The organism is Aliisedimentitalea scapharcae (genome assembly GCF_045277565.1).
GTDB classification, from domain to species: Bacteria; Pseudomonadota; Alphaproteobacteria; order Rhodobacterales; family Rhodobacteraceae; genus Aliisedimentitalea; species Aliisedimentitalea scapharcae.
This window is the reverse complement of record NZ_CP123584.1, coordinates 1,593,395-1,607,836: the sequence shown is the minus strand read 5'-3', so window position 1 is coordinate 1,607,836 and position 14,442 is coordinate 1,593,395. Positions and strand designations below refer to the sequence as shown.

General features: G+C 58.5%; 9 protein-coding genes. 5 read left to right on the top strand and 4 right to left on the bottom strand.

Annotation, left to right across the window (positions count from 1 at the left end):
• Nucleotides 1–332: 332 nt before the first annotated feature.
• The 3 genes from QEZ52_RS07490 to QEZ52_RS07480 form a co-directional block, all read right to left on the bottom strand.
• Nucleotides 333–1,640 carry an aspartate aminotransferase family protein gene (locus QEZ52_RS07490; protein WP_406649062.1) on the bottom strand — a complete coding sequence of 436 codons (1,308 nt, stop codon included), beginning with the start codon at nucleotides 1,638–1,640 and terminating at the stop codon, nucleotides 333–335.
• Nucleotides 1,637–3,169 (bottom strand): trimethylamine methyltransferase family protein, encoded by a 1,533-nt coding sequence (locus tag QEZ52_RS07485; protein ID WP_406649061.1) that lies wholly within the window; start codon nucleotides 3,167–3,169, stop codon nucleotides 1,637–1,639. Before QEZ52_RS07485 ends, QEZ52_RS07490 begins: the two co-directional genes overlap by 4 nt.
• 99 nt (nucleotides 3,170–3,268) lie before the next feature.
• Nucleotides 3,269–4,234 (bottom strand): LysR family transcriptional regulator, encoded by a 966-nt coding sequence (locus tag QEZ52_RS07480; protein WP_406649060.1) that lies wholly within the window; start codon nucleotides 4,232–4,234, stop codon nucleotides 3,269–3,271.
• A gap of 102 nt (nucleotides 4,235–4,336) precedes the next feature.
• Between QEZ52_RS07480 and QEZ52_RS07475 the strand changes: the two genes are divergently transcribed.
• Both QEZ52_RS07475 and QEZ52_RS07470 read left to right on the top strand, forming a co-directional pair.
• Nucleotides 4,337–6,724, top strand: coding sequence for an FAD-dependent oxidoreductase (locus tag QEZ52_RS07475; protein ID WP_406649059.1), 2,388 nt, complete (start codon nucleotides 4,337–4,339; stop codon nucleotides 6,722–6,724).
• On the top strand, nucleotides 6,721–9,126 hold the full coding sequence (locus QEZ52_RS07470) for an FAD-dependent oxidoreductase (RefSeq protein WP_406649058.1): 2,406 nt from the start codon (nucleotides 6,721–6,723) through the stop codon (nucleotides 9,124–9,126). The genes QEZ52_RS07475 and QEZ52_RS07470 overlap by 4 nt, the downstream gene beginning before the upstream one ends.
• A gap of 43 nt (nucleotides 9,127–9,169) precedes the next feature.
• On the opposite strand, the gene QEZ52_RS07465 is transcribed toward QEZ52_RS07470, so the two are convergent.
• Nucleotides 9,170–9,751, bottom strand: coding sequence for a TetR/AcrR family transcriptional regulator (locus QEZ52_RS07465; RefSeq protein WP_406649057.1), 582 nt, complete (start codon nucleotides 9,749–9,751; stop codon nucleotides 9,170–9,172).
• Nucleotides 9,752–10,907: 1,156 nt separating this feature from the next.
• On the opposite strand from QEZ52_RS07465, the gene QEZ52_RS07460 reads away from it, so the two are divergent.
• The 3 genes from QEZ52_RS07460 to QEZ52_RS07450 all read left to right on the top strand — a co-directional run bounded on the left by QEZ52_RS07460 (nucleotide 10,908) and on the right by QEZ52_RS07450 (nucleotide 14,433).
• Nucleotides 10,908–11,939, top strand: coding sequence for a LacI family DNA-binding transcriptional regulator (locus QEZ52_RS07460; protein ID WP_406649056.1), 1,032 nt, complete (start codon nucleotides 10,908–10,910; stop codon nucleotides 11,937–11,939).
• Nucleotides 11,940–12,056: 117 nt separating this feature from the next.
• On the top strand, nucleotides 12,057–13,343 hold the full coding sequence (locus QEZ52_RS07455; protein ID WP_406649053.1) for an ABC transporter substrate-binding protein: 1,287 nt from the start codon (nucleotides 12,057–12,059) through the stop codon (nucleotides 13,341–13,343).
• A gap of 151 nt (nucleotides 13,344–13,494) precedes the next feature.
• A complete protein-coding gene (locus QEZ52_RS07450; RefSeq protein ID WP_406649049.1) occupies nucleotides 13,495–14,433 on the top strand; it encodes a carbohydrate ABC transporter permease in 939 nt (312 codons plus the stop codon).
• Nucleotides 14,434–14,442: the final 9 nt, after the last annotated feature.

The window sequence follows — 14,442 nt, the reverse complement described above, 5'->3', positions numbered from 1 at the left end:
CCCCAGGCCGCGCAACGCATTCAACATCGCAAGTTCTGCCTTATGCTGCGCGCAGCAGCCGCAACGGTCAACCCCCTGATGTGAAAGTCTGATTTATGTTGACTGTACAATCGTTTAAGTTTTTGACTGACCATTTCACCTTGGGCCGTTCCTTCCGATCCTACGAGAATCCATTCTGATTTTAACCATCAGAAGCACCCCGAACCGGCGCGCGCCCCTCTGTGTTATGCCCGCCCAACGCAAAACCCCCGCAATGGTTCCATGACACATTGCGGGGGCATAGATGCCAAAAGGCACTGGAGACACTGGCGTCAGACCTGGGTGTCCCCTGATCAGAGAGAGGAGAAAGCCCGATCCAGGCCGTCATGGACCTGATCCACGTCCTGAAGCGACAGGCACATCGGTGGCACCATCCGCAAACAGGACTGGAAAGCGCCGGATTTGGACAGGATCAGGCCGCTGTCGCGACAGGCTTCGAACACGGCGGCCGTGGTTTGCGGGTCTGGTTCCTTGGTCTTGCGGTCCTTGACCATTTCAATGGCCAGCATCAACCCTCTGCCCCGAACATCACCAATGGCCTCGTGCTTGTGTTTCAAAGCCCTGAGCCGTTCCAACAGCGCCGCCCCAACCGTGCGGGCATTCTCTTGGATCTTGTCTTCGCGGATCACCTGCAACACGGCCCGCCCTGCCGCGCAGGAGGTCGGATTGGCTCCATAGGTGTGGAACATGAACTTCTCTGCCATGGGCGCTGCGATATGTTTGCGTGCCACGACGGCCCCCAAGGGGAAGCCGTTCCCGATACCTTTTGCCATGACCACGATGTCCGGGATCACCCCGTCGCGCTCGAACCCCCACATGTGATCGCCCGTACGACCAAAACCAGCCTGCACCTCGTCCGCGATCAACAGGCCACCCGCCGCGCGCACCCGTTCGGCGGCGCCGGACATATAACCGTGCGGCATCTCGATGATACCGCCATAGCCCTGGACGCTTTCGATGAACATGCCCGCGATCTGGCCGGTGGTGGCCGTGTTGATGGTCCGCTCGATCTCATCCAGATAGGGATCGACCCCTGCACCAAAGATACCGCGATACTGGTTCGGCTCGGCGACAAAGGCGACGTTGCCGGGCATGCCCGGATGACGCCAGCCGGAAATCCCGGTGATCGACTGCGCAGCCGCCGTCGGTCCGTGATAGGCAGTGCGCAGCGCCAGCAGATCCAGGTTGCCAGTGTAGGACCGCGCCATCGTCATCGCCAGGTCAATCGCTTCGGACCCGGAATTGGTGAAATGCACCACCCATTCGATATCGCCATCGGGATTGGGCATGGTCGCGGCCAGTTCCTCGGCAAAATGGGCCGGGACCGGATGATAGAACATGGTGGTGCAATGGGTCAGCTCCTGCGCCTGCGCCATCGCCGCCGCCACGACCTTGGGATGGGAATGCCCAACCGAAATGCAGACGTTCATCCCCAGAAGGTCGGTGTATTTACGCCCCTCTACATCCCATAGGTATTGCATCGACCCTTTCTTGAACACCATCGGGTCCTTGAAAGGGATAAACTTGCTTTGGCTGGCGGCATAGAAATTATCACGCCGCGCGGCGGTTTCGTTCAGTGTCCAATCGGTGTGCAGGGTCATGCGGTTTCTCCCTCGATCTCATGAGTTCTGCGGGCGACAAAGTCGTCCAATGCGTCGCGTGTGCCCGCCTCCATTGGCGGGGCATGATAGTCATCCAAAAGCTGTTTCACCCGGGCACTGGCCCGGTCGTGCTGCCACAACGCACCTTCGGCGTTCCATTGTTCAAAGGTGCCATTGTCAGACATGTCCCCCATCCAGAAGGCCGTTTCAAAATTCTCCTGGGTGTGGGTCGCCCCTAGAAAATGCCCTCCGGGTTCGACTTCGAAAAACGCGTCCATCGCTTGGGCCGCTTCGGAAAAATCCACCCCTTGGGTGAACCGTTGCATGGCCGAACACCGGTCCGCGTCCATGACGATTTTCTCATACCCGGTGGTCAGCAACCCTTCGAGACACCCGGTGGCATGGATGATGAAGTTCACCCCGGCCATGGTGGCCCCCATCAACTGCGCCTGTGATTCATAACCAGCCTGGGCATCCGGCACCTTGGCCGCGGTCAGCCCGCCCACTGAATGGAACGGAAGCCCCAACCGGTCGGCCAGTGTTTTGGCACACATCTGAAATTGCGTGCCTTCGGGCGTTCCAAATGTGGGCGCGCCGGTTTTCAGACTGATCGGAGAGAAGAACGTGCCAAAGGCGGCCGGGGCTCCGGGGCGGATCAGCTGGATTAACGCGACCGAGGCCATGACCTCGGCCAGCACCTGCGCCAACGTGGCCGCGACCGACACCGGCGACATTGCGCCTCCCAGAACAAAGGGCGAAACCACTGTACATTGCCCCGCCTGGGCATATTCCTTGAGCGCCCACAGCATGGTCTCATCCATCACCAGCGGTGCATTGGTATTGACCACGGAATAGAGCACACAGTTCTGATCAACAAAATCACGCCCCATGGCGATGCGGCACATTTCGATCGTGTCGCGCGCCCGTTCCGGGGCTGTTACCGCGCCCATGAACGGCTTGTCATTCATCGTCAGATGCGTGTGCGCCATATGCAAATGGCGCAACCCAACGGGCACATCCACAGGTTCAACGACAACCCCACCGGAGTGATTCACTGCACCCAGCTGATGATGCATCCTGGTGATATTCTGGAAATCTTCCAGCGTCGCATAGCGCCGCCCTCTCTCCATGTCATGCACAAAGGGCGAACCAAAGCTGGGCGCGTAGACCTGCGCGTTGCCACCGATCTGCACGGAACGCGCCGGGTTGCGGGCGTGTTGCGTGAACTTCTGTGGTGCGGCCTTGATCTTGTCGCGGCACCAGCCTGGGTCAAACCGCACACGTTCCCCATCGACCCGCGCGCCGTGTTTGGCGAACAGCTCCAGCGTCTCCGGGTCCCCCCGGAACTCCATGCCAATCTCGTCCAGGATCCGGTCGGCATTGCGTTCAATAATCGCAATCGCCTCGTCATCAATCAGGCTGACCAGCCCGATCCTGCGCAGCGTATAAGGCACCGACAGGGATTGCGCCGCCTTGCGGGCCGCCATCCGTTCACGTCGCCCGGATCGTTTGTTTGTATCCCGAGCCATCCGGCCCTCCCAAAATCACAGATCTGACAGGATCATTGGCAGGGAAAACCGGGGCTGCACAGGAAAACCCGGTAAGTTCACAATTACTAATACAAAGGATTAGCAGTGATAGGTGACTTGTTCCGGCAGGTCCGGAAACCGGGTTTCAAATTGGTGGCGCAACATCGCGGCACAGGATGCGGCCACCCGCTCGGGGATATCGCCCAATTCTCCGGACCGGGCAATCACCAGGACCGAGCGTTTGAAGCCGGCGAACGGCAGGCTTCGGATCTTTAGCGCCATGCCTTCGGCAACCGCATCAATCAGCAATGTGGGCGTCAGGATGGCAAAACATTTTCCAGTGATGACGCCCGCCACAACCATCGACGCCCGGTCCGCTTCCATGGATCGGCTCAGATCCACACGACAGCGTTGCAGGTGCTGGTCAGTGCGACGCCCCGCGGGCGCATCGGTGCTGAACCGGACCAGCTTCAGCCGTTTGGAAATTTCTCCTATATCGTCCTCAGGTCCCTCGTAACTCTCTGGCAACACGAGGAGAAAGGGCTCGTCCAACACCGGAACGACCTGATAATCACTGACATCGAATTGGGGGTCTGATGTTACGGCAATGTCAATCTTGCGCCCATTCAGTGCGGTTTGATGATCTGTGGCCAACCCGGCGGACAAGGTCAGTTCCGGCACCTGGAATTCCTGTTCGACCAGGTCATACAACCCCGGTGTCAGCGACGTTGCAATGGACGCCAACAGCCCGATCCGCAGCACTGGCAAGGTCGAAGATTGCAACCGCCGCAAATCCAGCTTCAGGTCTTCGACCTCATTCAGAATGCGAAAGGCGCGCCGTTGCAGCACCTCGCCCGCATGGGTCAACTCCAGCGGCCGCGAGGCGCGGCTGAACAGCGAAACGCCCAACCCCTGTTCCAGCTTTTTCAGATGTTGCGAGGCCGCCGACTGTGTCATCCCCAACGTCTGCGCCGCCACAGTAACCTGGCGGGTTTCGCTCACCGCCATAAAAACTTCGAGCGCGCGCAGCATGTTGAAGTCGGGGGTCGGGCTGGAATTCTTCATTATCTGCTACCCCGGATTAGATTTCCTAATGAAGTTCTATGACCGCTTGCGTCGCAATTGCAATCCTCTCATCGTCTGCGCACATCCCAAGGGAGGGCGAAGGTGACAAAATCTGTTCTGATCATTGGTGGCGGGGCCATTGGGCTTGGGCTGGCCTATCATCTGGCGGATCGTGCCCGGGTGACGGTGCTGGACTGCAATCAGCTGACCAGCGGAACAAGCTGGCACGCAGCCGGGATCGTCGGACCGCTGCGCGCGACACCCAACATGACCCGGCTCGCCATGTACGCCGGAGAGCTGTTCCCGAAACTGGAGGAGGAAACCGGCCTGTCGACTGGGTATCGCCAAACCGGCGGCTATTGGCTGGCGCGGGACGCGGCACGGATGGATGAATTGCACCGGATCTGTGCGCTGGGGCGGCATTTCGGACTGACGCCTTCGATTGTCTCGCCTGATGGCGTGGACGTACCGGGGCTGGACCCCGCGGGCCTTGTGGGCGCGCTGCGGGTTGAGGAAGACGCCAACGTCAACCCGGTTGATCTGTGCATGGCCTATGCCAAAGGGGCGCGTGCGAAAGGGGCCGAGATCCGCGAAGGTCTTCGGGTTGAACGACTGCTGGTCGAACAGGGCCGTTGCAAGGGTGTCGCGCTCGCCGATGGAACCGAGATCCTGGCTGATCAGGTCGCGCTGTGCGCCGGGGCCTGGTCGAAAGGGTTGGCCGACGCCGCCGGGGTTGCCCTGCCCCTGCAGGCGGTCGAACATATGTATGTGGTCACCGAGTCCATGCCCGGCCTGCCCGCGCCCTATCCGGTATTGCGCGATCTGGACCGGGGGTTTTACGTCAAGGGCGACGCGGGCAAGCTGGTCATTGGCGGGTTTGAACCCGACGCCAAGGTCTGGAACGCGTTTGGCCCCGAGGGCGACCGCCCGTTTCTGGAGATGCCCGAGGATTGGGACCAGTTCATGCCCTTTATGGAAGGCGCGTTGCAACTGATCCCGGCGCTGGCCGACACCGGCATCCAGCATTTTATGAACGGCCCAGAGAGTTTCACAAATGACACCCGCCCGCTGGTTGGTCAGGTTCCAAACGTGGACGGGCTGTTTGTGGCGGCGGGCATGAATTCTGTCGGGGTGATGTCGTCGGCGGGGATCGGCCGGGTACTGGCCGACTGGATGCACGACGAACAGCCTCCCATGGACCTGTGGGAGGTCGACGTGGCGCGCGTCGACCCGCTGACCGCCGCCGCCGACCACGTTGAGACTCGCATGCAGGAGGCCGTCAGCGACGCCTTTGCTCTGCATTGGCCGTTCAAACAGCCCAAGGCCGGACGGGGTCTGCGCAAATCTGTGCTGCATGACCATTGGGCGGCGGCGGGTGCGCAGTTTGGCCTGACAGCAGGCTGGGAGCGGGGCCTGTGGTATGCGCAATGCGACGCAGAAAGGAATTTGCCCTATTCGACAGGCGACCAGCCCTGGTACCAGGTTGCACAGCGCGAGGCTGCGGCGATGCAAACCGGTTGCGCACTGATCGATCTGACGCCCTTTACCAAGATTGACGTGACTGGCCCCGGTGCCCTGCCCCTTTTGCACCATCTGGCGGCGGCGAACGTGGATGTCGATCTGGGCCGCGCCGTTTACACACCGCTCCTGAATGACCGGGGCGGGATCGAGGCGGATGTGACGATAACCCGGCTCGGCGCAGATCAGTTCCGCATCACCTCGGGCGCGGCGACCCGGCAGAAGGACATGGCCTGGCTGCGTCGCCATGCAGGTAACCAGGTTTCCCTCAAAGACGTCACCGAAGACGAGGCTGTCATCGGCGTCATGGGCGCTGGTGCGCGGGCGGTGTTGCAGGGGTTGAGTTCAGATGATTGGCAGAACTTCCCCTTCTCCACCGCCCGCAATGTGACGGTTGCCCAGCGCCCAGCACGTGCGACCCGCGTGAGTTTCGTAGGTGAGCTGGGTTGGGAGCTGAACATCGCCAGCCGCTTTGCCGGGCCCGTGTTCGATGCATTGAAGTCAGCGGGCGCGACGCCGCTGGGCCATTTCGCGCTGGATGGCTGCCGCATCGAAAAAGGGTTCAAACATTGGGGCCATGATCTGGGGCCAGACATCACACCGCTGGAGGCTGGTCTGGGGTTCACCATCGACTGGTCCCAGGATTTCAAGGGCAAGGCCGCGATGACCGCACAACGCGAAACCGGCCTGACCCGACGCATGGTGTTGTTCACCCTCCCAAGCCACCCTCTGGTTCTGCACGACGAACCGATCTGGGAAAACGGTCGTGTGGTTGGGTTGACCACATCCGGGGCACGCGGAGCCCGTACCAACATGACCTTGGCGCTGGGGGTGATCGACATCGCTCCGGGTGAAACGCTGACCGCCACCACAGAACGCAATTTTGAAATCGAGATCGCAGGCACGCGACACGCAGCAACAGCGCTGAAACGCCCCCCCTTCGATCCCTCAAGCGAACGGATGAAAGCATGACCGACGCAAATGTTTTGATCATCGGCGGCGGAGCCATGGGCGTGTCGCTGTTGTACCACCTGACCAAAGCCGGGTGGAGTGATGTGGTGCTGACCGAAAAGAACGACCTGACCCATGGGTCGACCTGGCACGCCGCCGGTCTGTGCACCCATTTTGCCCACAACCCGACCATCCAGGAACTGCGCGCCACTTCTGTGCGGCTTTACCGCGATATCCTGCCCGATGAGACGGGGGATACCTGCGGTTTTCACCGTTCTGGCGCGATGCGGATCACCACGAATCCCGATCGGATGGATGAATTTGCCCATGTGGCAGGCCTGTCGCGGTTTACAGGCTACGACTTGCAGATGCTCACCCCGGATGACGTGGAACGCCTGCACCCGTTGGCCCGCACGGACGGGTTGCTGGGCGGTATCTATGAACCCGATGATGGCCATGTGGATCCCTCGCTGGCCACCAATGCCATGGCCAAGATGGCGCGCCGGAACGGCGCGACGATCCTGCGCTATAACCCTGTGACATCGGTGCGACGCGAAGACGGTCTCTGGATCGTTGAAACAGAAAAAGCCACCATCCGCGCCAAACATCTGGTCAATGCTGCCGGCACCTGGGGGTGGGAGATCGGCCACATGATGGGGCTGAACATCCCGTCAGTCCCGGTGCTGCATCAATATCTGGTGACCGACACTGTGCCTGTGGTCGCGGACCGGATCAAACAGGGCCTGCCGGAACTGCCGATGATCCGCGATCCCGAAGAAAGCTGGTACGTCCGTCAGGAACGCGATGGGCTGATCCTGGGGCCCTATGAAAAGGACGCCCAACCCTGGTCAATCGACGGCTGCCCGCCCGAATTCGGCGCGGACCTGATGCCGGCGGATCTGGACCGGGTGGAACATATCATCATGGCCGCGATGGAGCGCATTCCCGCGCTGGAAACCGGTGGGGTGAAATCCGTGGTCAACGGCCCGATCACCTTTACGCCGGATGCCAACCCGCTGATCGGCCCGGCACATGGGCTGGACAATGCCTGGCTGCTGACCGGATCGTCCATGGGTGTGATGGAGGGGGGAGGCGCAGGCTGGTTCCTGGCGCATTGGATGACCCATGGTGCCCCGCCCATGGACGCGCTGGCGGTGGACAGCCGCCGGTTCGGCAGCTGGGCGGATCGCGATTATCGTGTGACCAAGGCTGTTGAGTGTTTCGGCTTGCAGTTCGGTGTGCATTACCCGCACGAAGAACGCCCCGCCGCGCGCGGCAAACGTCTGTCACCCATTCACGACCTGATGGTCGAACGTGGCGCGGTGATGGGCGCAGCTTATGGCTGGGAACGTCCCAATTGGTTCAGCGACCACCTGGGAGACGAAGCGGTGCCAAGCTTTCGCCGGTCCAATTGGTTCGCCCCCGTTGCGCAGGAATGCGAAAGAGTCAGCACGGCTGTAGGCTTGGCCGATATGTCGGTGTTTTCCAAGTTCGAGGTAACCGGCCCTGACGCGCGCGCCTTTATCGACGCGCTGGGAACCAACCGTTGCCCCCGGGTGGGTCGCATCGGTCTCACCCACGCGCTCAGCCCCGCGGGCGGCACGGAATCCGAGTTCACCGTCACCGTATTGGGCGAACAGCACATCTATTTGACATCGGCCGCCGCTGCTGAAGAACGCGACGCCGACCTGCTGCGCAGACGCGCAAACGGGTTCGACGTGATCCTCACCAACGTGACCGAAACCTGGGGGGTGCTAGGCCTGATGGGGCCGAACTCTCGCGCCGTCCTGGAAAGCTTGACCAACGACGACCTGGGCCCCTGGCTGTCACTGCGCGAGATCACGGTGGCCGATATCCCAGTGCGGGCCCTTCGGGTGTCCTATGTCGGCGAACTGGGCTGGGAGTTGCATGTGAAAGCGGAACAGATGAAGGATCTGTTCCAAGCAATTGAAAAGGCGGGAACTCCTCATGGACTGGGCTATTTTGGAGCCTATGCGATGAACGCCATGCGGCTGGAAAAAGGCTATGCAGCCTGGGGGGCTGACTTCACCACTGAACGCACCCCAGCGGAAACCGGCGCCGGGCATCTGATCAAACCCGAAGGGCGGGAGTTCATCGGCAAACCGGCGCTGCTCGACCGCATGGCGTCGCCCGATCGCTGGGAGCTGGTGCTGCTGGAGGTCGAACCCGGCGATGTGGACCCCTATTATGCCCACGGGCTGTATCAGGGCGATTCTTGTGTCGGTATTGTAACCTCAGCCGCCCACGGGCATCGCACCGGCAAAACACTGGCCTTGGCTTATCTGCGCGACCGCGATGCCGTAGACGGTTTGAAGGTCGAGATTTTGGGGCACAGACGTGGGGCCAGCGTTCTCTCCCACCCCCCCTATGATCCGCAAAACGCCCGTATGCGGAATGCCTGAGGGTCGCCCGCATATCGCGGCTTTCTGCCTGGGGTGCGGGCGGTCAATGCGTTGGGGGCGGTGATGCAAGGGCCTGGTCAATCAGGGCTTTGGCCGCCGCTTTCGATTGGACCACGACATCACACCCGACATTCAGAATGGCCGATACAATCGCGCCTTCCTTGAGGATCATCAACTGACAGGCCAGCTGCTCGGGGTCCCGAGCCCCGGCCTGTGCCGCAATCCCGGACAAATAATCGTACACTAGCCGTTTATGTTCGGTCGATTGTACATGAATCGGGTGAGATCTATCCTGAAATTCGGCACTGGCCTTGATGAACATGCACCCTTTGAACTCATCCAGGTTGATCCATTCTCCCAGAACGTCGAACACCGCCAACAGCCGGTCACGCGGTGCCACGGCCAGTTCTTCGACCCGGCGCATGAACCAGTTGCGAAACCGCTCGTCACGCAGGCGCAGCGCCGCCAGAATCAATTCGTCCTTGGTGCGGAAATGCTTGTACATCGACGTTTTTGATATACCGGTTTCAGCCACCAACCGGTCCATTCCGGTGGCGTGAAACCCGTTCTGGTAAAAGACAGTTAACGCCTTGCTGACCAGCTCTTCGCGTTTGTTCGGTCGCATGTACCGCTCCATTGGTTACTGATCAGTACATAAGACACCAGATCGACCATTACAATTTTCTCTGCGAGAATGAGGGGTTTATTGCACAGCCCTCCGCTGAGCAGATGTCCGAGAAAAGATCGGGACGGATCCGCTGCTTGTCTTGTTCAAGACGCAGGTTCCATGGGCGACAGCATCAATCAGAAATTTGGTCAGATCGACATATGTGCTCATTGTGTTCCCTACGATCTCTTACTGGCTCTCGGGTGGTATGTTCACTTGAAGAAACGGCAGAATGCTTGTTTGCAATGCCGGTTGGGTGAGGTGATCCCTGAAAATCGGACAGTCAGCCACCTCCCCTCCCAACCAGAGGCATTGTGCGGCTGGTGAGCTTGGGTGAGATGTTTGGAGCTATCGCTATCTGGTTCTCGGGTGACCGGCTCGACTGTGATGACATCCGCGGTTCCGTAGAAAAACACCTCTCAAAAGACACTGTTGGCTGGATCCGGATTGTCACGGAATGCCTCGAAGGGACTAAATTGCATGGTAACAGGGAAGAAAAAACCACCCCTCAGTTTACCATATCAAACAAAAATACGGCGCGCTTAGAATTCACCTGGGCGGCGTAGCAGACGCCCCGTTCATCCAGTCGAGCCTGGAGGAAGCCGTCCAGAAAGCTGAATGAAGTTGTGAGCACTGTGGAAACGTTTCGAGAATTCAATGTATCGGATTCCAGTATGGCAACCTGTTCTGTTGGCACGCGCATGAGGCAGCAGTCGCGCGCTCGCGGAAGTTCCCCACGGTTGGGCTAAACCTGCCGTCAAAAGGCGCGATGCTTCAGTACCAGAGTTGCGGCTATCTCGATCAGATTGCCTGGGGTGTGTCTGGCCACAGATGCCCTGCCTGCGTTTCGAAACGTTGGTCAGATGAGAAGCAAGACAACATGATCAGACGGGGAGGTCCTTGCTCAAGGCCCAAAGCAAACCAATTTTCCGAGCGAGCGGCCCCGTCAATATCAGTTGAGTGGCATCACATCATATTGGACGCGCGGCTGATCAGGGTGTTGTTGCAGTGTGGTATCAATTTTACGCGCGCAAAATAGTATCTTTACATGAATTAATGTTTCTGAGCACTCTTGGAAAGCACATCTATCGCAGAGCTATGGAAGGTCTCGCCTATGAGCGATCCCAAAATCAGGAATATGGAGGATTTTGCAGCCGTTAGCGGAATTTCCCGTCCAACAGTTTCGAAATACTTCAATGATCCACACAGCGTTCGACAGTCAACACGCGAAAAAATTGAGGCTGCGCTCAAGGAGCACAACTATCGACCCAACATTTATGCGGTCAATCAGAACCGACGCCAGACCAAGAACATCGGGCTTGTGGTTCCAAATTTAACCGATCCGTTTTTTGCCGGTATTGCGCGTACGATCGAGGGGCTTATCGTCAAGGCTGGCTTCAATCCATTGTTGCTCAGCTCGCATGGCGGGCCGGAACAGGAGATTTCCAACCTTGATAGCCTTCGGTCTATCAAGCCTGCGGCTGTGCTGTTGGCCCCTCTCGGCCGGGCCTCGCTTGACGCGCAGGTTGCAGAGTTCGCCAGCGAAGTTCCAACGGTCCTTTTTGACGCCAACCTTGACAACATCGGCGAAGCATTTTTTGGCTCGGACAACGACCAGAGTGTCAGCTTGATCGTCGATTATCTGTGCCGATCCGGAGAGCCCCCCGCGTTCTTTGAAGTCGGGACACCGATAAACCCAAATGCCTACAAACGTCGCTCGGCCTATCAGGCAGCGATGGAACGTCTGGGGCATGAACCACATCTGATCCAGGTCAACGGAGAGGGCTGGAATTTCGAAGAGATCGGGTTTCGCGAGGGCACACGGGTTCTCACAAGCCGTCGACTTCCGACGAACACAATTCTTTGCTCGAATGACAGGCTCGCCATCGGACTGCTCTCGGCAGCATATGAAAACGGTATCCAGGTTGGGTTGGCTGAGGGCGACTCTCTTAGGATAGCAGGTCACGACGATCACCCTTTTTCCCGTTTTACATGTCCAAGTTTGACCACCGTTTCGCAAAACTATGATGCCATTGCCGCCAGAAGTGTTGAGACAGCTCTGTTGCTGATCGAATCTAACGAGCGTCTGAAAACGCGCGAGGAAACGTTGTTTGAAGGCAAGTTGGAGATGCGAGGTTCAGCGTAAGGGGCTGAAAGGGAAACCATAATTATATAAATTTACGCGCGTAAAAGTTTTAATTGACGCGAAACAACGAGACTTGCTACCGTTCGTGCATCACATCCAACCTAGGGAGGAACCCGGATGTCCTTTGGAAAAGCACTTTGCGCGGCCAGCGCTATTGCTCTCATGTCGGGCTCTGCTGCGACCGCTGAAAGCCTGACAATCGCGATCGTAAACAACGGCCATATGATCAACATGCAGAAGGTGGCCGAAGCTTACACCGCCGAAACTGGTGTCGAGCTGAACTGGGTCTCCCTCGAAGAAGGCGTTCTGCGCGAACAGGTCACGTCCGATACAGCAACCGGCGGCGGTCAATACGACATCATCAACATCGGCATGCAGGAGGCACCGATCTGGGGCGCGGCCGGTTGGATTGAACCCCTGACTTTTGGAACGGACTATGACGTAGACGACATCCTGCCCGCCATGCGCAATGGTTTGTCGCATGACGGGACGCTTTACGCGGCCCCGTTCTACGGTGAATCGTCGATGGTCATGTACCGCAAGGATTTGACGGACGCGGCTGGTGTTTCCATCGCTGACAATGACAGCTGGGATAATGTCAAAGCAGCGGCCGCCGCGATCCACGACCCGGACAACGGTGTCTATGGTGCCTGTCTTCGTGGCAAGCCGGGTTGGGGCGACAACATGGCGTTTATCACAACAGTCGTGAACTCCTTTGGTGGCGCATGGTTCGACAAAGACATGAAGCCGACGCTGGACTCCGCTGAATGGAACGCTGCAATCAACTTCTACGTTGACCTGCTCGGCAACTACGGCCCTCCGGGTTCAGAAGGCAATTCGTTCAACGAGATCCTTGCTCTTTACAACGAAGGCAAGTGCGGCATGTGGATTGACGCAACCATCGCGGCTTCGTTCCTGGAAGTTGACGGTGTCGCATACGCTCAATCGCCGAACGCGGGCAACCCGGTTGGTGCCAACTGGTTGTGGGCGTGGGCAATGGCAATTCCTGCAGGGTCACCAAACGCCGAAGCGGCAGGTGCATTCATCGAATGGGCAACGTCAAAAGAATACGTTCAGGCTGTTGGAAACCATCCGGACTTTGGTTGGGGATCTGTACCGACAGGCCAACGGGCATCGACCTATGCGATCCCCGAGTTCCAGGCCGCCGCTGGCTTTGCGGCGGCTGAACTGGCTGCGATCGACGGCGCAGCACCTGCCGCAACCGACCTGAAGCCTTATGTCGGCGTTCAATTCGCGGCCATTCCGGAATTCCCCGAAGTGGGCTCAGCCGTTGCACAGGAAATGGCAGCCGCTTTGTCTGGTGCCAAATCCGTCGAAGACGCCCTGGCCGCATCACAGGACGCAGCAGATTCGATTATGCGCGAAGCTGGTTACTACGACTGATCACACCAAAGAGGGCCCAGGTTCACCGGGCCCTCTCATAACCCTGCAGCTTTTGTTGATAAAACGATCAAGCCGCAGATACAGTCCAAGCATTCGCAACGCTCTCATCACAAGCTGAACGAAATCACCGTTCCGCTCGAAGGATAGATTCATGTCTGACAGAAAGCTTCCTCGGCTTCTTCAAACACCTGCGGTTTTGCTGCTTTTGATTTGGATGCTGGTCCCGCTTGGGATGACCCTTTATTTTTCATTCATTCGGTACGTGCTGAACAACCTGCGCCGACCCGAATGGACATCACCAAGCCTGAGCAACTGGCGTGGTTTCGGCAACTACGAATTTGTTCTGAATTCCAAGGACTTCGTGCTCGCCATTCAGAACAGCCTGTTCATCGTGTGCAGCATTCTGTTCCTGACGGTCATACTGGGCATTTTGATTGCCGTACTGATCAACAAGACCTTTCCAGGACAGGGGATTGTACGGGTATTGCTGATCTCGCCGTTCTTTGTGATGCCTGCGGTCAATGCGGTTCTCTGGATCAACATGATCCTTGATCCGGTTCTTGGCCTGCAGGGCATTGCAATTGCCGGCGTGAACGACATGCTGGACGGCCTGAGGCAAATGCCCGTGTTGGGCAGCTTCTTTTCGCTTTGGCCTGAATTCGAACCGATATCCTTTCGCGCAACACAGACATCGGCCATCGCCGTTATCATGATGGTCACGTGGCAGTGGACGCCATTTGCTGTCCTAATCTTCATGACCTCGCTTCAATCCGAGGATCAGCAGCAAAAAGAAGCGGCGGTTCTGGATGGCGCGGGCACCTGGTCTCAATTCCGCTTTCTGACGTTGCCGCATCTGGGCCGACCGATCGCAATCGTGGTGATGATCCAGGCCATTTTTCACCTGTCGCTGTATGCGGAAATAGAAATCGTCAGCCGGGGCAATGGCAACAAGAACCTGCCTTATCTGATTGGCGAGTTTGCCAACAACAACATTGGCGCCGCCAGCGCAACCGGCATCTTTGCCGTCATCCTAGCCAACATCGTAGCCATTTTCCTGCTGCGGATGGTTGGCAAGACCCTGATGGAATAGGAGCGCCAG